General features: G+C 37.3%; 19 protein-coding genes. 2 read left to right on the forward strand and 17 right to left on the reverse strand.

The features are described from left to right. Positions 1 to 22: 22 nt before the first annotated feature. The 12 genes from uvrC to zapA form a co-directional block, all read right to left on the reverse strand. The gene (gene uvrC, locus LG276_RS17175) at positions 23 to 1,795 is read right to left on the reverse strand and encodes an excinuclease ABC subunit UvrC (protein ID WP_251162600.1); all 1,773 of its coding nucleotides are present in this window, start codon (positions 1,793 to 1,795) and stop codon (positions 23 to 25) included. 142 nt (positions 1,796 to 1,937) lie between these two features. Next, positions 1,938 to 2,255 (reverse strand): thioredoxin, encoded by a 318-nt coding sequence (gene trxA, locus LG276_RS17180; protein ID WP_095372346.1) that lies wholly within the window; start codon positions 2,253 to 2,255, stop codon positions 1,938 to 1,940. Between the two features lie 230 nt (positions 2,256 to 2,485). After that, positions 2,486 to 3,463 carry an electron transfer flavoprotein subunit alpha/FixB family protein gene (locus LG276_RS17185; protein ID WP_095372345.1) on the reverse strand — a complete coding sequence of 326 codons (978 nt, stop codon included), beginning with the start codon at positions 3,461 to 3,463 and terminating at the stop codon, positions 2,486 to 2,488. A gap of 39 nt (positions 3,464 to 3,502) precedes the next feature. Next, positions 3,503 to 4,276, reverse strand: a complete 774-nt coding sequence (locus LG276_RS17190; protein WP_224935805.1) for an electron transfer flavoprotein subunit beta/FixA family protein — start codon at positions 4,274 to 4,276, stop codon at positions 3,503 to 3,505. Positions 4,277 to 4,486: 210 nt separating this feature from the next. Beyond that, positions 4,487 to 5,260: an enoyl-CoA hydratase gene (locus LG276_RS17195; protein WP_251162599.1), complete on the reverse strand. Its 774-nt coding sequence runs from the start codon at positions 5,258 to 5,260 to the stop codon at positions 4,487 to 4,489. A gap of 25 nt (positions 5,261 to 5,285) precedes the next feature. Continuing rightward, positions 5,286 to 5,870: a TetR/AcrR family transcriptional regulator gene (locus LG276_RS17200; RefSeq protein WP_095372342.1), complete on the reverse strand. Its 585-nt coding sequence runs from the start codon at positions 5,868 to 5,870 to the stop codon at positions 5,286 to 5,288. Positions 5,871 to 6,104: 234 nt separating this feature from the next. After that, positions 6,105 to 7,811 carry an AMP-binding protein gene (locus LG276_RS17205; RefSeq protein ID WP_251162598.1) on the reverse strand — a complete coding sequence of 569 codons (1,707 nt, stop codon included), beginning with the start codon at positions 7,809 to 7,811 and terminating at the stop codon, positions 6,105 to 6,107. A 380-nt stretch (positions 7,812 to 8,191) separates the two neighbouring features. Further along, entirely contained in the window at positions 8,192 to 8,599 is a 408-nt protein-coding gene (locus LG276_RS17210; protein WP_251162597.1) for a DUF350 domain-containing protein, read from the reverse strand. Between the two features lie 76 nt (positions 8,600 to 8,675). Beyond that, positions 8,676 to 11,033, reverse strand: a complete 2,358-nt coding sequence (locus LG276_RS17215) for an endonuclease MutS2 (RefSeq protein WP_289434255.1) — start codon at positions 11,031 to 11,033, stop codon at positions 8,676 to 8,678. Positions 11,034 to 11,074: 41 nt separating this feature from the next. Beyond that, positions 11,075 to 12,793: a DNA polymerase/3'-5' exonuclease PolX gene (gene polX, locus LG276_RS17220; protein WP_251162595.1), complete on the reverse strand. Its 1,719-nt coding sequence runs from the start codon at positions 12,791 to 12,793 to the stop codon at positions 11,075 to 11,077. Between the two features lie 172 nt (positions 12,794 to 12,965). Further along, positions 12,966 to 13,505 carry a CvpA family protein gene (locus LG276_RS17225; RefSeq protein ID WP_095372338.1) on the reverse strand — a complete coding sequence of 180 codons (540 nt, stop codon included), beginning with the start codon at positions 13,503 to 13,505 and terminating at the stop codon, positions 12,966 to 12,968. A gap of 8 nt (positions 13,506 to 13,513) precedes the next feature. Further along, complete coding sequence (zapA, locus tag LG276_RS17230) at positions 13,514 to 13,774, reverse strand: cell division protein ZapA (protein ID WP_095373635.1); 261 nt, start codon at positions 13,772 to 13,774, stop codon at positions 13,514 to 13,516. A gap of 116 nt (positions 13,775 to 13,890) precedes the next feature. Here zapA and rnhC point away from each other — a divergent pair, with 116 nt between their 5' ends. Then, positions 13,891 to 14,835: a ribonuclease HIII gene (gene rnhC, locus LG276_RS17235; RefSeq protein WP_263624126.1), complete on the forward strand. Its 945-nt coding sequence runs from the start codon at positions 13,891 to 13,893 to the stop codon at positions 14,833 to 14,835. Positions 14,836 to 15,119: 284 nt separating this feature from the next. On the opposite strand, the gene pheT is transcribed toward rnhC, so the two are convergent. The 3 genes from pheT to LG276_RS17250 form a co-directional block, all read right to left on the reverse strand. Further along, on the reverse strand, positions 15,120 to 17,534 hold the full coding sequence (gene pheT, locus LG276_RS17240) for a phenylalanine--tRNA ligase subunit beta (protein ID WP_251162594.1): 2,415 nt from the start codon (positions 17,532 to 17,534) through the stop codon (positions 15,120 to 15,122). A 17-nt stretch (positions 17,535 to 17,551) separates the two neighbouring features. After that, positions 17,552 to 18,589 (reverse strand): phenylalanine--tRNA ligase subunit alpha, encoded by a 1,038-nt coding sequence (gene pheS, locus LG276_RS17245; protein WP_251162593.1) that lies wholly within the window; start codon positions 18,587 to 18,589, stop codon positions 17,552 to 17,554. A 377-nt stretch (positions 18,590 to 18,966) separates the two neighbouring features. Continuing rightward, entirely contained in the window at positions 18,967 to 19,725 is a 759-nt protein-coding gene (locus tag LG276_RS17250; RefSeq protein ID WP_251162592.1) for an RNA methyltransferase, read from the reverse strand. Positions 19,726 to 19,852: 127 nt separating this feature from the next. Between LG276_RS17250 and sspI the strand changes: the two genes are divergently transcribed. Continuing rightward, positions 19,853 to 20,059 carry a small acid-soluble spore protein SspI gene (gene sspI / locus LG276_RS17255; protein WP_095372333.1) on the forward strand — a complete coding sequence of 69 codons (207 nt, stop codon included), beginning with the start codon at positions 19,853 to 19,855 and terminating at the stop codon, positions 20,057 to 20,059. Between the two features lie 34 nt (positions 20,060 to 20,093). Here the strand turns inward: sspI and LG276_RS17260 are convergent, their stop codons facing one another. Then, positions 20,094 to 21,179, reverse strand: coding sequence for a M42 family metallopeptidase (locus LG276_RS17260; RefSeq protein WP_251162591.1), 1,086 nt, complete (start codon positions 21,177 to 21,179; stop codon positions 20,094 to 20,096). 161 nt (positions 21,180 to 21,340) lie between these two features. Then, positions 21,341 to 21,775: a dUTP diphosphatase gene (gene dut, locus LG276_RS17265; RefSeq protein ID WP_251162590.1), complete on the reverse strand. Its 435-nt coding sequence runs from the start codon at positions 21,773 to 21,775 to the stop codon at positions 21,341 to 21,343. Positions 21,776 to 21,927: the final 152 nt, after the last annotated feature.

The following is a 21,927-nucleotide window of genomic DNA, read 5'->3' on the forward strand; positions in this document are numbered from 1 at the left end:
ATTTGTTTTTTTCAGACAATGTCTATTCATGTAACTTTTCATAAAGTTCTTGTGCAACTTTTAATGGTAAGCCAGATTCCCTAAGGTCTTCTACACTAGCTGATTTCATTTTTTTTACAGAACCAAAATCTTTTAACAACTGCTTTTTTCTTTTTTCCCCAATACCATCAATTTCATCAAGAAGTGACTGAAATGCACTCTTTCCACGAACTTGTCTATGAAATGTAATCGCAAATCGATGCACTTCATCTTGAATACGTTGTAATAAATAAAATTCCTGGCTATTTCGAGCGAGGGGAATGATCATTAATGGATTTCCATAAAGAAGTTGAGATGTTTTATGCTTATCATCTTTGACTAATCCTGCTAGTGGAATATCTAAACCGAGTTCATTCTCAAGCACATCTCGAACGACTTCAACATGTCCTTTTCCACCATCAATGATAATTAAATCAGGTAGGGGGAGCCCTTCTTTTAAAACCCGGCTATATCTCCGTCTCGTCACTTCCCTCATAGATTCATAATCATCTGGTCCTTTAACTGACTTAATCTTATATTTCCGATACTCCCTTTTTGCAGGCTTACCATCGATAAAGACAATCATTGCTGAGACAGCATCGGTACCCTGGATATTGGAGTTATCAAAAGCTTCAATGCGATAGGGTGTGTAAATTCCTAGCTCCTCACCTAAGCTTTCTATTGCATTCACCGTTCTTTTCTCATCACGTTCAATAAGCGAGAATTTTTCTTTTAAAGCAATCTTTGCATTTTTATAGGCAAGTTTCACTAATTCTTTTTTTCTCCCTCTTTGAGGAATAAATATTTTCACATCCAAAAGCTGCTCAGCCATCGTCACATCAACAGAGTCTGGCAAGTAGATTTCCTTTGGTTTAAAATGGTTAGCTTGTTCATAAAAACGGCCGAGATAGGTGAGCATCTCTTCTTCAGGCTCATTATAGATTGGAAACATAGACACATCTCTTTCAATGAGTTTCCCTTGCCTAATAAAGAATACTTGTACACACATCCAACCCTTATCAACCGCATAAGCAAACACATCTCGGTCTGTAAAATCCGTCATCGTAATCTTTTGTTTTTCCATCGTCGTTTCTATATGGATAATTTTATCTCTGAAATCTTTTGCTTTCTCAAACTCTAGCGCTGCGGACGCTTCTTCCATTTTCGTTGAGAGTTCTTTTTTGATCTCTTTATAACCACCATTTAAGAAGCGAGTAATCTCATCTGTCATTTGTTTGTATGTGTCAGATTTTACTTCATTTACACAAGGAGCTAGACATTGTCCGATATGGTAGTAGAGACAAACTCTATCTGGTAAGGTGTTACATTTTCTTAAAGGATAAAGGCGATCTAATAATCTCTTTGTTTCATTGGCCGCCTGCACATTTGGATATGGACCAAAATATTTACCTTTGTCTTTTTTTACTTTTCTCGTGGTAATTAATCTCGGATGTCTTTCATTTGTTAATTTAATAAAAGGATAACTCTTATCATCCTTTAACATGACATTATATTTGGGGTCATGCTTTTTAATTAAATTTAACTCTAATAATAATGCTTCCATATCGGAAGAGGTCACGATGTATTCAAAATCTTCAATTTCATTTACCAGCCTTAATGTCTTTCCATCATGCGAACCGGTAAAATAGGACTTAACCCGATTACGAAGCACTTTCGCCTTACCGACATAAATAATTGTCCCTTGGCGATCTTTCATTAAATAACAACCAGGTTGAGCAGGTAATAAAGGTAATTTATTTTTTATATTATCATTCATAATTAGCTGTCACATCCATACCTAAAAAGAATATCATTGCAGGAGGAAACCATACCCTTCTTACTGATTTTGCCATACTTGTACTGTAAAAAAACCCCGATCTTCTAAAAGTAGAAGCCGGGGTTTGTTTTTATGGTACTTCTTATGCACCATGTTTTTGAAGCAATTCAACTAGTGCTTCTTTCGGTTGGAAACCAACCACTTTATCTACTTCAGCACCATCTTTAAATACGATGAGAGTCGGGATGCTCATAACACCAAATTTACCAGCAGTTTCTTGGTTATCGTCAACATCAAGTTTAACGATTTTTACTTTATCTCCCATTTCTCCATCAATTTCCTCAAGAACTGGTCCAATCATTTTACAAGGTCCGCACCATGGTGCCCAGAAGTCTGCAAGTACAAGACCTGAACCAGTTTCAGCAGTAAAGTTTTGATCTGTTGCATGTGTGATAGCCATAATATTTATATCCTCCTAATAAATAACTAAAAAATCTTATCGAAAGTATATCATCGATTAATAATGGATGCTATTATTTTGCTCGTATAGATTACCCATTTTTTTATTGTATCATACTGAACCTTTAAAAAGGATTCAATGTCTATTTTATTCAACATTAATCTTTTTGCCAACATAGTAAAGAAGCGGATAGTATAAGTCTACCCGCTCATATCAGATATAAACGAAAATTATGCATTTACAAGTAATTCTTTAAACTCTTTCGTTAGTAATGGAAGGACTTCGAATAAGTCGCCCACAATACCATAATCCGCTACTTTAAAGATATTCGCTTCAGGATCTTTGTTGATGGCAACAATAATCTTTGAATTGGACATCCCAGCTAAATGTTGAATCGCACCAGATATACCGCAAGCGATATAAAGGTCCGGTGTAACTACTTTACCTGTTTGACCGATTTGAAGTGAGTAATCACAGTAGTCTGCATCGCATGCGCCACGTGAAGCTCCGACAGCACCACCAAGGACATCTGCCAATTCTTTTAACGGCTCAAAACCTTCTTCACTTTTCACACCGCGTCCACCAGCAACAATAACTTTTGCTTCAGAAAGGTCTACACCTTCTGTTGCTTTTCGTACAACTTCCTTGATGACTTGACGCAAGTTTTTAATTTCTACAGATAAAGATGAAACATCTCCATTTCTACTTTCATCTTTTTCAAGTGGTGCAATGTTATTAGGACGAATAGTAGCGAAAAGAAGTCCATCTGTTACAATTTTCTTTTCAAATGCTTTTCCTGAGTATATCGGACGAGTAAAGACTAAGTTACCACCCTCAACTTCTAGATCTGTTACATCAGAGATAAGACCGGATTCTAACTTTGCCGCAATCTTCGGTGCAAGATCTTTACCTTGGGCAGTATGTCCGAAAATAATTCCTTCAGGATCTTCTTGATCAATAACGGCAAGTAAGGCTTGGGAATAACCGTCAGATGTATATTGTTTTAACAGTTCATCCTCAACTGTTACCACTCGGTCAGCTCCATACTGAATGAATTCAGCTCCTAAAGCGCTTACAGAATCACCAAACAAAACACCTACAACTTCTCCACCTTCAGCAGATGTTTTTGCTGCAGCAACTGCTTCAAAAGAAACATTTCGCAATGAACCTTCTCTTACTTCACCTAATACTAAAACTTTTCTAGCCATTATTATACCCCCAACGTTTTTATTCTTTTATGCTCACTATTAGACAACTTTTGCTTCGTTATGAAGTAGACTGACTAATTCTTTTACTTGACCCTCTAATTCACCTTCAAGCACTTTTCCAGCTTCTTTTTTCGGTGGTAGGGAGATTTCGATTGTCTTTGTTTTCGCTTCTACATCATCTTCGTCTAAATCAAGATCGTCTAATTCAATTTCGTCTAAAGGTTTTTTCTTTGCTTTCATAATCCCTGGTAAAGAAGGGTAGCGCGGTTCATTTAAACCTTGTTGTGCAGTGACAAGTAATGGTAGAGAAGTCTCGATTACTTCAGAATCACCTTCTACATCACGAACAACTGTAGCTGTTGTACCTTCAATATCTAACTTAGTGATGGTTGTGATATAAGGAATAGCTAATAGCTCCGCTACGCGTGGGCCAACTTGACCTGATCCACCATCGATGGCTACATTCCCACCAATAATCAAATCAACCTCTTTATCTTTAAGGAATTCAGCTAAAATTTTAGAAGTCGTAAACTGATCTCCTTCTTCAACGTCATCTTCTGTATTAATCAGTACTGCTTTATCAGCACCCATCGCTAATGCTGTACGAAGTTGCTTCTCAGCTTCTTCTGTCCCTACCGAAACAACCGTTACTTCACCACCATGTTCATCACGAACTTGGATTGCTTCCTCGATTGCATATTCATCGTAAGGGTTGATGATGAATTCTGCTCCATCTTCATTAATTTTACCGCCTGAAATCGTGATCTTTTCTTCTGTATCAAATGTTCTTTTCATTAGTACATAGATGTTCATGGTTTCGCCTCCTAATTTTACAAACATTCCATTGCTTCATAAGATTTTGACAAATAAAACTAAATTGTTGACTGAGCGTATGCTCAGTCTTACAATAACCTATTCCCAAAATACTTTTCAAATCGATTATTATTTAACAATTTAAATTATTAAATCTATTATAATAGATTATGAACAAAATTGGTAATGAAAACGTTTATATTTAAAAAATTATTTTCCTGAGAAAACTGGATTTCGCTTTTCAACAAAAGCAGAAATACCTTCCTTTGCATCCTCACTTACGAAAACTTGACCAAAAAGTTCTGCTTCCTTTTTCACCCCATCATAATAACGGTTGGATTTACTATAATTCAGTAATTCTAATGTTGCACCGACAGATACTGGGCTCTTTTTGGCGATTTTTTGTGCCATTGAATAGGCATTTTCTAACAGCTTTTCTTCAGGGTAAGCATGATTGGCTAAACCGAGTTGTACAGCTTCTAGCCCTGTAATTGGATCACTCGTTAAAATCATTTCAGCTGCTTTTGCCGTTCCAACAAAACGAGGTAATCGTTGTGTACCAGCAAATCCAGGAATTAATCCAAGCTGCAATTCTGGTAGTCCCATTTTTGTATTCTCAGCAACTAAGCGAATATGACAACTCATTGCAAGTTCCAGACCTCCACCTAAAGCTGCACCATGAATGGCTGCAATAATAGGCTTCTTGAAGGTTTCTATTCTCTCAAAGAGCGCTTGTCCATTTTCTGCTAGATGTGAGAAACCTTCACCACTTTCGATAGAAGTAAACTCCTTAATATCTGCTCCAGCAGAGAAGAAGCGGCCTTCTCCATGAATGAGGATCACCCTAATATCTTGGTTTGGCTCAATCTGATCCAGTACTTCACCTAATTCCTCAATCAACCCAGATGATAGTGCATTGGCAGGAGGGCGATTAATGGTAATTGTTGCAACTTCATTATCAATCTTCCAATTTAAGTATTCCACTTTTGCTTACCTCCATTATTTTTAATTACTGGCTTTTGCACCCACTGATTAAAAGGCGATGAACTTCGGGCGCTAACGCAGTTAAATCATATTTTTGATCATTCATCACCCATGTTGTGGCAGTTTCATCCATTGTCCCAAAGATCATCTGTCTAGCTAATCGGACATCGAGATTACTAGCAAACTCACCCGTTTTTTTTCCTTCGAGTAAGATTGAATCGATTAAGCCTAAATAACCTTTTAAGATGGCATTAATTTTTTGCCGTAAATCGATATTCGATTGCCTTAGTTCTAATTGTGTCACGATAGCTAAATGTTTGTCTTGAGATAAAATATGAAAGTGGGTTTCGACCATCATTAATAACTTCTCTGCTGCTCTTACTTTTCCTGCTATTTTCTCCTCAATCATTTCAACAAAGTGACCCATTTTGTTTTCAAAGAGGGAAATTAAGATATCTTCTTTGTTCTTAAAATATAAATAAATCGTCCCATCAGCCACGCCTGCCTGTTTGGCAATCTTTGAAACTTGTGATTGATGGTAGCCATTCTCAGCAATGACTATCACTGCCGCATCAATAATCTGTCTGTATTTTGGTTTGTTCTTCTTCAAAATCATTCTCCCCCTATATTACTCTTGCTCCTAACAAAGAGTATACCGGAATGGAGATACTCGTTTCCACCTAATCAACAGAACAACCATTCCGAATGATAAAAATGAATGAATAGTCATTCATAAAATTATATTATTATCTAATGATTGTTCTGTCAAGAAACTTTGCATAATTATTATGTTTTTAAATTGGACAAGCTCTAGGTTTCAAAAAGAATGAGCCACATGGCCCGATTATTTTATCGCCTCATTTTGCTCTTCAGCAAATTTCTTTTTATCTTCCTCAATTAAAGTTCTTCTCAGTATTTTTCCTACTGCTGTTTTAGGTAGTTCCTCACGAAATTCATAAATTCTCGGTACCTTATAAGCAGCTAAGTGTTTTCTAGCAAACTCATTTAATTCATCTTCTGTAATATGGGCACCCTCTTTTTTAACAATATAAGCTTTAACTGTTTCTCCTCGGTAAGGGTGGGGCACGCCAGCTGCTACTACTTCCTGGACTGCTTCATGCTCATATAACACTTCTTCTATCTCTCTTGGATAAATATTAAATCCACCGGCGATAATCATATCTTTCTTGCGGTCAACCACATAAAAATAGCCTTTTTCATCCATATACCCTAAATCCCCTGTTAATAACCAGCCGTCTTTTAATGTTTGTTCCGTATCATCTGGACGGTTCCAATAGCCTTTCATGACTTGTGGACCTTTTACACAAATCTCTCCAATTTCACCAACAGGTAAAAATTCGCCATTTTCAGTAGACATAATTTTTGCATCAGTGTCTGGCCAAGGAATCCCAATACTCCCCTTTACTCTCGGTTCATCCCAAAGGAAATTAGCATGTGTCACAGGTGAAGACTCTGTTAGCCCATATCCTTCTACTAATTTACCGCCAGTGATTTCTTCAAATTTTTGTTGGACCTCAATAGGTAGTGCCGCTGATCCACTGATACAGGAATCGATGGAAGAAAGGTCAAATTCTTTAATTTTAGGGTGATTCAATAATCCAATATAAATGGTCGGAGCACCTGGGAAAAGTGTTGGCCTTTGCTTCTGAATCGTCTTCAAGGTTGTTTCAACATCAAACTTGGGTAGTAAAACCATTTTGTTAGCTTCCATAATTGTCAAGATCATAACAGTTGTCATACCATATACATGGAAAAATGGCAGTATCCCTAGAATAACCTCTTCGCCTTTTTTCGTTTGATATAACCATGCTTTACACATCGCAGCATTGGATACTAAATTTTTGTGGGTAAGCATAACTCCTTTCGGAAATCCAGTCGTCCCACCTGTATATTGTAATAGTGCTAAATCTTCATTGAATTCTATCTCATATGTTTGAACTGGACTTGCTTCACCTTTTAATATTTCTGTTAATAAATGATAATTGCCTTCATGTCTGACATTGACTGATAAGCCATATTGCTTTTTCTGAATAAATGGATACACAATATTTTTTGGAAATGGTAAAAAGTCCTTGATAGCGGTTACAATTACATGTTTCAATTCTGTTTGAGGTAGTATTTTAGTCACTCTCGGAAAAAGTATATCCATTGTGATAATCGCAATCGCTCCTGAATCCTTCATTTGGAATTCAAGTTCTCTTTCCATATAAAGTGGATTTGTTTGGACGACCACTCCTCCTGCGAATAGAACACCATAATAACTTATGACTGACTGCGGGGTATTAGGTAACATGATAGCGACTCGATCGCCTTTCGTTATTCCGATACTTTGCAGGTAGCCTGCAACTTTTAGAGCGGATTCATAGACATAACGATACGTAAATTCTTTCCCCATAAAGTGAATGGCTTTTTTTTCAGGGAACTCATTTGCGGCAGCAACTAAAAACTCCTGAACAGGCTGTTCTGGATAGGCAAGTGTTGATGGGATTTCATTAGGGTACAGCTTCAGCCACGGTTTTTCTTCAGACATTTACGACCCTCCCCAAATATTATATTTTTAGAACATTTAAAATTGTTCACCTTTTATTATAATATACACTTGTAAGCAAGACAAATGAAATTATATAAACCTGTGCCTTATTTCCTAAAGGTACCTCTTTATCTTATGCTAAATAGCACAAACCATGGCCACCATGAGGGAAGGAGAAAAGTTGTATGAGCAAATAAAGTACGGCGCTCTTTTACTAAAATAAAACTAGACAACCATTCGTTGTATTCTGCATACGAATAATTGTCTAGATCTAACTAATGAATCAATTCCTTTATATCATAAAGATGACGCCCGCTAAGATAAATAATACGCATAATACAAGTAATATTTTTGCTAATCTCTCCATTCAATTACGCTCCCTAAGATATGCTCGCACCAATAATATAAGAAATTCCGATAGATAATATCATAGATATCAGTCCAACAGCCATATTATTATTTTGTATTTCATCATCTACTTTTATTTTCGGACTCATGAATTCAAAAACAAAATAAGCGACTAACAATAAAATAAAACCGAACACACCCCAACCGATCATGACAAGTAAATGATCATTATGCATAATCGAATGACGAAACACATTTGCTATCCCAAAGATCTTACCACCTGTAGCCATTGCCACAGCAACATTTCCTTTTTTAATCTCTTCCCAATTCTTATATTTCGTTACAAGCTCAAATACTGCTAAAAAGACAATCATACATAGAATAACCACACTAAAGTAGGCAGCGGTATGAACAAATTCATTTTCCCAAAACTGATTCATTTTATGTTCTCCCCAAAAATTTTTAATGAATTCTTTTTGTACTTACATGTTTTTTCATGCATGTGTAAGATAATCGCTATTTAAATTCTACCACAGTCACACCCGTTCCACCTTCACCAGCTTCCCCAAACCGAATGGATTTGACCGAACGGTGATTTCGTAAATACTCTTGCACACCTTGCCTTAGAGCACCCGTTCCTTTTCCGTGAATGATAGACACGCGCGGATAACCTGCTAGAAGAGCATCATCAATATATTTCTCGACTCTCAAAAGAGCGTTTTCATATCTTTCGCCTCTGAGGTCCAGCTCCAAACTAACATGATAATCTTTTCCTTTTACAGTGGCCATTGGTTTTGTTTCCACCGGCTTAGGTGTTTTAATAAACTCTAAATCTTTTTCTTCCACCTTCATTTTTAAAATGCCGATTTGGACACTCCATTCTTTTTCAGCTAGTTTTTCTAATAGCTGGCCTTTTTGACCGAAACTTAATACCTTTACTTCATCTCCAGGCTGGAATTGATGGGTTTGATTTGCACTTTTTTTCTTTTGTTTCTTCACTATTTCAGGTGCGGCGTCAGATAGACGTTTTCTTGCTTCAATCAGTTCATGCTCTTTAACTTCTGCATGCTTTTCTATGCGCATTTGTCTAAGTTCGCTAATAATGCTTTCTGCTTCTTCTTTCGCTTTCTCTACAATAGATGCGGCTTCTTCCTTTGCTTTTTGTTCTAGCTCATCTTTTTCTTCATAGTAGGAAACCATTTGTTTTTGCAAATCTTTATGAAGCTTCTCAGCGTTTTTTAATAATGCATATGCTTCTTCACGCTCTGCCTCCGCTTGCTTTTTACTACTTTCCAATGAGGCAATCATATTTTCTACTTTGTTACTATCAGCACTTATATATTCCTTGGCATTGGTAATTACACGTTCATTTAAACCAAGTCGTCCTGAAATTTCAAAAGCATTACTACGACCAGGAACGCCAATCAATAATTTATAAGTAGGACTTAACGTTTCTACATTAAATTCAACACTGGCATTTACAACCCCCTCACGATTGTAACCATAGGCTTTTAACTCGGGATAATGGGTTGTTGCTATGACTTTAGCTCCTCTGTTATACACTTCATCCAAAATAGAAATGGCTAAAGCTGCCCCTTCTTGCGGGTCTGTTCCTGCACCTAATTCATCAAAAAGGACTAAACTATTACCGTCCACTTTTTCTAAAATATCAACTATATTGACCATATGTGACGAGAAAGTACTTAAACTCTGTTCAATTGACTGTTCATCACCGATATCAGCATAAACAGCGCCAAATACCGCTACTTCTGACCCGTCTAAAGCAGGAATTTGTAATCCTGCCTGTGCCATCAATGTAGAAAGACCAACTGTTTTTAATGTGACTGTCTTACCACCTGTATTCGGTCCCGTAATAACGATGGAAGAATAAGCTTCTCCCATCGTTATGTCGTTCGCTACGACTTCATTGGCTGGAATCAATGGATGACGAGCTTTGAAAAGCCTAATATGACCTTTGTCGTTTACTGATGGTTTACTTGCCTTTATGCTCTTTCCATATCTTGCTTTTGTGAACATAAAATCCATTTCACCTAAAACATAAACAATGGTTTGCAGTTCATTATTATACTCATTCGTTAATAATGATAGCTGAATCAGGATTTTCTCAATTTCTTGCTGCTCTTTTACCCTGATATTTTGTAATTCATTATTTAGTTGGACAATAGACTGTGGTTCTATAAATAATGTCTGCCCAGAAGAACTTTGATCATGAATAATACCACCATAATGACCACGATATTCTTGTTTAACAGGAATAACGAAACGATCATTACGAATAGTAATAATCGCATCAGAAAGCATTTTCTGTGCGCTGGACGAACGAATCATTGATTCTAATTTATCTCGTACCCGACTCTCTCTCGTTCTTAATTGTGTCCTTAATTGGCGTAAGTTTTCACTCGCACTATCAAGTACATCTCCATTTTCGTCAATACTATTTCTAATCGCCGTTTCTAGCTCAACTAGAACAATGATTTTTTCACTATAGCTGAACAAGATTGGTATTTCATTTTCTTCTTCATCAGCAAAATCTTCAATGAAACGCTTCATTTGTCGACTTACATGAATCGTACTGGCTATTTGCATCAGTTCATGCGGACTCAACATTGCACCAATCTTTGTTCGTTTTAAGTGAGGAGTAATGTCAAAAATCCCCCCTAAAGGTACACTACCTCTCATACGTAACACTTGAGCTGCTTCATCCGTTTCGTTTTGCAACTTAATCACTTCGGAAAAATCTGTTGACGGTACTAAATCTTCCGCTTTTTTCTTCCCGAGGCTTGAGGACACATAGGTTAAAAGCTGTTCTTTCACTTTATGAAATTCGAGCATTTTCAAAATTCTATCTTGCATGAAGTAATCCCCCTTCATTTTTCCTTATCAATCCGCTCTCTTTACTTACGACTCTTTAAAAACTGTAATAAATCATCGGCTTCAAATGTATTAAGGACCGTATCTTTTAATAACCATGCTTTTTTTGCAGCTGATACACCCACTTCCATATGATCGAGTGTTTCTATTTTATGAGCATCAGTATTAATGACAATCTTCACATCAGATTCTTGTGCTAATTTTAATGCTTCTGTTGCGAGGTCTAACCGATTCGGGTTAGCATTTAATTCAAGTACCGTATTCGTTTCTTTTGCTAATGCAATTAATTTCTCAATGTTGACAGCATAACCCTCCCGTCTCCCAATCAACCGGCCTGTGGGATGAGCAATAATATCAACATGTGGGTTTCTCATCGCATTTTCTAATCGGTGCATGATTTGCTCTTCTGATTGTGAAAAAGCTGAATGAATAGAAGCAATAACAATATCCATCTCTTTCAGCACATCATCTTCATAATCTAGGGAACCATCCGGTAAAATATCCATTTCTATCCCCGACAAAACTTGAAAATCATCATATTTTTCATTGATTTCGTGAATGATTTCTTTTTGTTTTAATAACCGTTCCTTTGTTAATCCATTCGCTACTTTTAAATATTGCGAATGGTCCGTAATTGCCATATAACGATAACCCTTTGTGCGACAGGCAGCAATCATCTCTTCAATGGAATTAGCACCATCACTCCATGTTGTATGCATATGAAGATCGCCCTTGATATCTTCGTTTTCTATAAGTGGCGTGTTTGCAGTATATGTCTCAACTTCCTGACCGTCTTCACGAATTTCAGGAGGAAACAAAGGTAAATTAAAATGAGCATAAAAATCTTCTTCTGTTTGGAACGTTTTAATCGTTCCTTTTTCTATATCTTCTACACCATACTCACTGATTTTTTCTCCCCGTTCCTTCGCCAATTGACGCATACGAACATTATGGTCTTTAGAACCGGTAAAATGGTGAAGTGTAGAAGCAAACTCTTCAGGAGTTACAATTCTAAAATCAACAGAGACATCATATTTTTCTGCAAGCACTACAGAAACTTTTGTTTCTCCTGCCGCAATCACTTCTTTAATCTCACCTATTTGTAAAAGCTGTTCTTTCACTGAAGCAGGAACCGTCGTTGATATAATAAAGTCCAAATCTTTAATCGTCTCTCTCATTCTTCTAATACTACCTGCTCGAGAAAAACGGTCGATATCTATAAATGAAGATAAAAATCCTTCAATTTTCTCAGCAATCGGTAGCATAAAAGCAAGAGGCAAGCGTTCCGGTCTAGTTCCCACATTAGCTAATGCTTCGAGAATTTTTTCTTCTGTTTTCTTCCCAAATCCGGCTAAAGCTTGTACTTGATGATCATTACAAGCCGTTCTTAAATCTTCAGCATTCTTAACCCCAAGCTCTTTATACAATTTAGCAATTTTTTTACCACCTAAACCCGGCAATTGCAAAAGTGGAATCAAACCTGCTGGTACCTCTTTCTTTAATTCATCAAGTGCACTCGTTGTGCCTTCTTCTACAAACTCTGTGATAACAGCAGAAGTACCCTTACCGATACCAGGTAACTTCGTATAATCCTCTATTTCATCCAACGTTAAATCACTTGTCTCTAACGCCGTTGCTGCTTTACGAAAGGCAGCTGTTTTAAAAGGGTTCTCGCCCTTTAACTCCATATAAATAGCAATCGTTTCTAATAAATGAACAACATCCTTTTTATTAATTGTCATAAGTGTATCGCCTCATTTACCTTCATATTTTCTTAGTCTTTCCCGTTTTCTTACTACCTATAAAATCATACAATATTTCCACCGTTCCAGACAGTCTCGCCCCTTAATGGTAGACCTATCAAAAAAAGATTGGCTTTAAATAAAGAAAACTTCTCTTCCTAAGGTAGAGAAGTTAAGAAGCTACATAATCAATCCATAACTCTTTTATCTGCTGGGAAAACACTGGTGTATGCTCAATAATAAAGTTTGCCATAAACGAGCCGTCTAGAGTTGACTGCACACTATCTATTGGCAATAATGCTGCTATGTATAATAAGATAAACATGATAAGATAAACTTCTATAAATCCTAAAATACTTCCAGCCCAACTGTTTAATTGTTTTAATATCGGAAAACTTGCGAGAAAATCTAGCATACTGCCGATAATTTGTAATACAATCTTAACTGCAAAGAAAATGATTGCAAACGCAATTGCGCGATAATAAGCTGTCTCTAAGTCTGTGTTACCTAAAATCGTTTCAAGCTGTGAATTCCCGAAGTTCGGATATGGAATCCATAAGGTTAATTTAGGAGCTAAAGGCTCATAGTATAGTCTTGCCACAACGAAGGCGACAATAAAGCCTAATAGATGGATAGCTTGAAGAATTAATCCTCTTCGTAGACCTATGAAAAACCCGAAGATTAACATGATAATAATGGCAAGATCAAGCATAATTCGTGTCAGTCCTTTACTCTATTTAATTCTTCTTTAAGACGTTCTACTTCGTCTTTAAGTTTCAAATAATCGTTCATTGTGTTCACAGCTGTTAAAACAGCAAGTTTACTAATATCGAGCGAAGGATTCTTTGCACTAATATCTCTCATTGTTTCATCCACCATGGATGCAACTAAACGGATGTGGCTGGAGCTCTCCGTGCCGACAATTGTATACGGGATACCATATATATCAACCCTTGTTCGGTTTTTATCAGTATTTGACAACATACAAGCCCCCATTCTGAAGAATCCTAAACATTATCATAACACGAACCATTTTTTGAGGGAAGTCAAAGCTTGTCAAAAAGACAGAGGAATTGTCAAAATAGGAGGAATCAATTATGAGTCAAATAGTATTAAAAAAGTCTACAGCAGAACTGCAACAAATGAAAACACATTACCAAGCTCTACTATCACCGAAACAGCCTCCCGGTAGTATTTTCACGGCCAAAACAAACAACTGTACAATTACTGCCTACAAATCAGGTAAAGTATTATTTCAAGGAGCAGGCTGTCAATCAGAAGCAGATAAATGGGGGGGCTCCAATAGCGAAGTCGCACCGAAAAAGAAAGCCAGCTTGCCAAAAGGATCCAAATTACCGGATCATTTTGCATCTTTATCCGTTGTTGGCTCAGATGAAGTTGGGACAGGAGATTACTTTGGACCAATGACAGTAGTAGCAGCTTATGTAAGTGCAACAAAGATTCCGCTATTAAAAGAGCTTGGCGTGCAAGACTCTAAGAATTTAAATGATCAGAGAATTATCCAAATCGCTAAACAAATTAAAGATGTCATTCCCTTTAGTTTACTTACACTACATAATGATAAATATAACAACATGCAACAAAAAGGAATGTCTCAAGGAAAACTAAAAGCTCTCCTTCATAACCAAGCTATTAATAGTGTGCTTGAAAAAATGTCTCCAGAGAAGCCAGACGCCGTCTTAATCGATCAATTTGCTCAAGAAGGAGTATATTATAATTATTTAAAATCTCAAGCCAATATACAAAGAGAAAATGTATATTTCAGTACGAAAGGTGAATCTGTACATATCGCTGTGGCAGCCGCATCAATCCTTGCACGCTATGCGTTTCTCCTTCGGTTCGAGGAATTAAGTAAAAAGGCTGGCTTTCCACTAACAAAAGGTGCCGGTCCTAAGGTTGACGAATGCGGTGCGAAATTAATACATATCCATGGTGAAGATTCTCTAACGCACTTTGTGAAACTCCATTTTGCTAACACCGATAAAGCAAAAGCTCTTTATAGAAAGAAGTATAAAGCATAAGGCAATCGGGCGCCGCTCTTTTATGAAGAGCGGATTTTTTCTTTTGCTGGCGGCTCTCAATCTCTCAGCTTATGTGCTGCTTCTGATACAGTATTTTTCCCTTATACTGCGTTCTCAGCATGACGCTTCTTCTGGGACCAGCGTTTCTTCGTATTACCACTTTCTTGCTCTTATTTCTTCCTATATCTATAGTCTCTTAAGTAGCTAATTGTTCTTTTCAATTACACTGTACAAAAAAAGTGATACTACCGAAAAATAACGGTGAGTATCACTTTGATGATTATTTATCCACGAAGGACAGCACCAGTTTTTTCTTCTAATGCTTTTAACACTTTGTCATGGGCTTTTACAACATCTTCATCTGTAAGAGTCCGTTCTGGATCAAAATATTTCAGTGAATAGGCAATTGATTTTTTACCTTCTTCCATTCGATCGCCTTCATATAAATCAAATACATGAACGTCTTTTAGTAATTTGCCGCCTGCTTCACGAATGACAGTGCTTAATGCTTGAGCCGTCGTTGTTTGATCGACCACTAAAGCAATATCTCTCGTAATAGATGGATAACGAGGAATAGCTTCATAGCGTAAAGGTTTAATTTCAGCATGTAATAATTTCTCTAATGACAATTCAAAAACATACGTTTCTTTTAAGTCTAATTCTTTTTCAACATTTGGATGAACTTGACCAATAAACCCTATACTCGTTTCATTTAGAAATACTTCTGCTGAGCGACCTGGATGTAGCCCATCTTTCTCAAATTTGGTAAACGTGATTTGTTCTAACAAGCCAAGTTTACTAAATAACCCTTCTAGAATTCCTTTCAGAACAAAGAAATCAACTGGCTTTTTCTCCCCTTGCCATTGATGTAACTCCCATAAACCTGTAATGGCCGCAGCTAAATGTTCTTTTTCCTCAGGCAACTCATTCTCAGCTGTACGTAAGAAAATAGAGCCTGTTTCGTAAATAGCAGTAGCGTCAATTTGTCTTGCACTATTATATTTAAGGACTTCTAGTAAATGCGGAGTTAAGCTTAGACGTAACACACTCCGCTCTTCACTCATCGGCATCGCAAGCTTGATTGGGTCTCTAGCTTCTAAGGAATAGTTTTGCGCTTTATCTTCACTCGTTAAAGAGTAAGTGATGGCTTGATATAATCCCGCGCCTTCCAAGTATTGACGAACGATACGTCGTTTCTTTTGATAAGGCGTTAAACTACCTGCTGAAGCCGTTCCACCGGGCAATGTTGAAGCAAGATTATCGTATCCGTATAGGCGACCCACTTCTTCTACAAGATCCTCTTCTATTGTAATATCCCCACGTCTTGTTGGCACTGTTACTGTCATTTCATTCTCTTCAACCACTGTCGTGAATTGCAGTCTTTCTAAAATATCTTTTGCTTCACTCACTAGTAACGATGTTCCAAGGACACGATTGATTTTATCAATGGTAATGGTGATAACCGCGGGTTCTACTTTTAACGTGTCAACCTCTACTGATCCCTCTAATACTTCTCCACCTGCGTATTGCGTGAGTAACTGCGCTGCTCTTTCTGCTGCTGGACGAACACGCTGTGGATCAACACCTTTTTCATAACGCGCACTCGCTTCACTCCTTAATCCGTGATCTTTCGAGGACTTTCTAATCGCACCGCCAGTGAAGTAAGCTGATTCAAGTAGTACGGTCGTTGTTTCATTACCAACTTCTGAATTCGCTCCACCCATAACACCAGCTAAGGCAACTGGTACTTCCCCATTTGTGATAACTAGGTGATCAGTTGTTAATTCTCTCTCAGCATCATCAAGCGTAGTGATTTTTTCACCTTGGTTGGCACGGCGAACAAGAATCTCTTTCGAACCTAGGCGATCATAATCAAACGCGTGTAAAGGCTGACCGTATTCAAGCAAAATATAGTTCGTAATATCAACAACATTATTATGTGGACGAATACCAGCTGCTGTTAAACGAGCTTGTAACCATAGTGGTGACGGAGCGATTTTTACATTTTTGATTACTTTAGCGACATATAATGGATTATCATCTGCTGCTTCCACATTTACAGTGATGTAATCAGCGGCCCTCTCAGAAACAGTCTCTACCTTTGGCTGCGGTAATTTCACATCTTTCCCTAAAATAGCAGCGACTTCATAGGCAACACCTAGCATACTTTGGCAATCTGCACGGTTCGGTGTTAACCCTAATTCTAATACTTGATCATCTCTGTGCAATTGCTCTAATGCATTGGTTCCAAGCTCTGTATCTGCTGGAAACACATAGATACCTTCACTATAATCTTTAGCGACTAACTTACTTTCAAAGCCTAGTTCTTGAAGAGAACAAATCATACCATTCGAAGCTTCGCCACGTAATTTTGCTTTTTTAATTTTAAAATTCCCCGGTAATACTGCACCTACAGTTGCAACTGCCACCTTTTGTCCTTTATCAACATTAGGAGCCCCACAAATGATTTGCACAAGTTCGCCATCGCCAAGGTCTACTTGACAAATATTTAATTTATCAGCACTTGGATGTTTCTCTTTTTCAGCTACATAGCCGACGACAACACCCTTAATTCCTTCATCAAGTGTCTCTACACCTTCAACTTCAATCCCGCTCTTTGTAATTTTCTCTGCTAATTCTTCTGGTGTAATCCCAGATAAGTCAACATATTCTTGTAACCATTTATATGAAACATACATATCGTTGTCCTCCCCCTTTATTCATGAATTGAGAATTGCTTTAAGAATCTACTATCATTTGTATAGAAATGACGAATATCATCGACACCGTATTTCAACATTGCAATACGCTCAGCGCCCATTCCAAAGGCAAAACCTGTATATTTTTCAGAATCAAAACCTGCCATTTCAAGTACATTTGGGTGTACCATTCCTGCACCTAAAATCTCAATCCAACCGGTTGTTTTACATACATTACAGCCTTTTCCAGAGCAAATCATACAAGAAATATCCATTTCTACAGATGGCTCAGTAAATGGGAAGAAACTTGGACGAAGGCGAATTTCTCTCTCTTCACCAAACATTTTTTTCGCAAATACTTCTAGCGTACCCTTTAAGTCTGTCATGCGAATATTTTCATCTATCACAAGTCCTTCAATTTGCATAAATTGATGAGAATGAGTCGCATCATCATTATCACGACGGAATACTTTTCCTGGACAAATGATTTTCACTGGACCTTTCCCCTCATGCTTTTCCATCGTTCTAGCTTGCACAGGCGAAGTATGTGTGCGTAATAATATATCTTCTGTAATATAGAATGAATCTTGCATATCACGTGCAGGGTGACCTTTTGGTAAGTTCAATGCTTCAAAATTATAATAATCCTTCTCCACTTCAGGTCCTTCTGCTACCGTATAGCCCATTCCAATGAATAAGTCCTCAATTTCTTCAACAACCCTTGTTAATGAATGATGATTACCGGTATGTATAGGACGACCTGGTAATGTCACATCAATCGTTTCTGCAGCAAGCTTAGCTTGAATTTGCGCTTCTTCTAACTGCACTTGTTTTGCCGTTATTCCTTGCGTAATTTGATCACGTACTTCATTTGCTAATGCACCCATTTTTGGACGTTCTTCTGCAGAAAGTTTCCCCATTCCTTTTAGTACTTCTGTGATCGGGCCTTTCTTACCTAAATAAGCAACGCGGATATCATTTAATTCTTTTAAATCTATTGCCGCAGAAACCTTCTCTAACGCTTCTGCTTGCAATTCTTTTAAACGCTCTTGCATCTTGAAACTCCTCCTTTTAATACTTTTTTGACAAAATAAAAAACCTTATCCCATGAAAGGGACGAGGTTTGGAATCGCGGTACCACCCTTTTTAATACAACAATAAAAAACATGCTATATTCGCTTCATTTCGATAACGGCAAAAAGCCGGTGCATCTTTACATCGAAAATATTCGATGGTCCCGATGTCTGCTCAAGAGCTGAAATTTCGAGTAAGTCGCTCATAAAAATGCTTTCAGTCTCAGGCATTTTCTCCCTATTATGAACAAAACATACTTTACTTTGTCTCTATCATAGCTTTTAATTATTTCATTTTGCTATTTATTATATTACATTATGAGTCGACATTCAAATTGTTCTCACGATTTTTTTACTCATTATTCGTTTCGCAAATAATATAGCAATATACCTGCTGCTACAGCTACATTTAAGGACTCACTCTTACCGTATAAAGGAATATACAGATTGGCTGTTGTTTGTGTAAGTAAATCTTTATTTACACCGTTCCCTTCATTACCAACGAGCAATGCAAATTCATCCAGTGGAGCAAAGCTTTGATATTCTTTGCCTCCTTCTAATGCAGTACCGTATACAGGAATATTATTTTCCTTTAACTCCTTCATCCATACATCCAACTTGCCATGGATAATTGGTAAATGGAAGTGACTACCTTGAGCGGAACGTAAAACCTTTGGATTATAAGGGTCCACTGTGCCCTGACCGATGATAACCGCATCCATGCCAGCCGCATCAGCTGTACGAATCATTGTTCCTAAGTTTCCGGGATCTTGCACTTCATCTAATAGTAATAATTTCTTCGTACCAAGCGAATCGAAAGATCTCTCTTCTTCTTGATAACATACGGCCACAATTCCTTGCGGTGTTTGTGTATCAGTTAAGTCTCCAATCACATGTGGCGGTAGGATATAAATCGAACAGTCTCCTACATTCCAGCTTTTTGGTATATCCTTTTCCTCACTAATCATTAACTCTTTTACACGATTTTCTTTTAATGCTTCTTCAACAAGGTGAAATCCTTCAACAAGAAAAGTACCTGTTACATCTCTTTCTTTCCTTTTGAGAAGCTTTTTCCACTGCTTCACCTGTGGATTTTTTGCGGATTGTAAGTACTTCATTTTTTCGCTCCTTCAATAAAACACGTGCCATTAATATTTCATTATACCGAAAAACGCATACATAATAAATCTTAAATGAGAAACCCTATAATCGTAACGAATTCTAACGAAGGATGTGTTTACTTTTATGAACTTAAATTTACGTAATGCCATCTTACACAATGTTTCAGGTAATTCACAAGATGAATTAAAAGATACTATTGTTGATGCTATACAAACAGGCGAAGAGAAAATGCTCCCTGGCCTTGGCGTATTATTTGAAGTCATTTGGCAAAATTCATCTGAAACTGAAAAAAAAGAAATGCTAGAGACGTTAGAAAACGGCTTACAATAAGAAAAAAACAGCCTTTCATCAGGCTGTTTTTTTTCTATTCAAAAGTTATTTTTGCAACTGTATCGTTATCTAGTCTTTTAATAACAGCTGTAATCAGTTTTACTGCGTTTTCAAAATCATCACGATGAAGAATACCCGCATGTGAATGAATATATCTTGTTGCAATTGTAATTGAAAGCGCTGGCACACCTTTATAGGTTAAATGTATGGATCCTGCATCCGTTCCACCACCTGGTACAGAATCAAACTGATATGGAATATTGAGCTCATCTGCTGTATCTGTTACAAAATCTCTTAAGCCCTTATGTGACACCATAGAAGCGTCATAGAGAATAATTTGAGGACCATCACCTAATTTACTTAACGCATCCTTTTCTGTTACACCTGGTGTATCTCCTGGTATACCAACATCAACAGCGATACCGATATCAGGCTCAATCATTTGTGCAGCTGTTTTTGCCCCACGCAAGCCAACTTCTTCTTGTACCGTTCCAACCGCATATACTGTATTTGGATGGTTTTCATTTTTCAACCCTTCTAGCACTTTAATTGCAATCGCCAACCCGATTCTGTTGTCCCAAGCCTTCGCAAGTAACATTTTCTCATTGTTCATCACAGTGAATTCAAAATATGGAACAACCATATCTCCTGGTTTTACACCCCAACCTAACGCCTCTTCACGGCTAGAAGCACCGATATCAATGAACATATCCTTGATTTCAATTGTTTTCTTACGCGCTTCTGCTGGCAAAATATGTGGCGGCTTCGAACCAATTACCCCAGTTACATCTCCTTTAGATGTTACAATCGTCACACGTTGGGCTAACATCACTTGTGACCACCAGCCTCCAACTGTTTGAAACCGCAAAAAACCTTTATTATCAATACTTGTCACCATAAAACCTACTTCATCTAAATGACCAGCAACCATAATCCTTGGCCCATCTGCTTGACCAATTTTTTTAGCGATTAAACTACCAAGTCCATCAGTGGATAATTCATCTACTAAGGGTTCTATGTATTTTTTCATCACTTCACGCACTTCTCGTTCGTTACCTGGAACCCCTCTTGCATCAGTTAGTTCTTTTAGCATCGTTAATGTTTCATCAAGCTTAGACATATTTCGACTCCCTTAATATTATTTAAGCCTATTATACATGGTTAGTCCTTCTTTTGTAAAAACTTAAACTACTTCTTACTGTACTTCATTTCTATAGAACTTATACATATGTGTTAACAAGCGGGATGACTTGAAGGTACCTTTGAGGTTTAGACGCTCACTTATTTTCCGGATGAACCAAACCCTCCGCTGTTTCTTTCTGATTGTGTTAAATCACTTACTTGCGCAAGTTCAACTTGAAAAACTGGTGCTATTACCATTTGGGCAATTCTCATCTGTTTTTCTACGCGGAATTCTTCTTTTCCATGATTAATCAATATGACCTTCACTTCGCCTCTATAGCCCTCATCAATCGTCCCTGGACTATTTAAAACCGTTACACTATGTTTAAGAGCTAAACCACTTCTTGGCCTTACTTGCGCTTCCGTTCCTTTTGGTAACTCCATCTGAATACCTGTGCTAATTAAAGCTGACTGTCCTGATGGTATGATTACATCTTCAACTGAAAATAAATCTAGCCCAGCGTCCCCCTCATTTGCACGGTAAGGCATTTTAGCATCATTGTGAATCAATTTAATGTTTAATATATTCGTCATTGTTTATCCCTCATCTTATTATAGAATGATGTTATTATCTTGTTGCATAAAATTACTTACTATTGGGTATATAAACCGTAAATGTCCCTCAGTTTTTTTCGATCGAAGAGCCAATTATTTTTTACATAACAAAAAAATTATAACAAATTTAA

It is taken from the genome of Cytobacillus kochii, assembly GCF_044790165.1.
Lineage (GTDB): Bacteria > Bacillota > Bacilli > Bacillales > Cytobacillaceae > Cytobacillus > Cytobacillus kochii.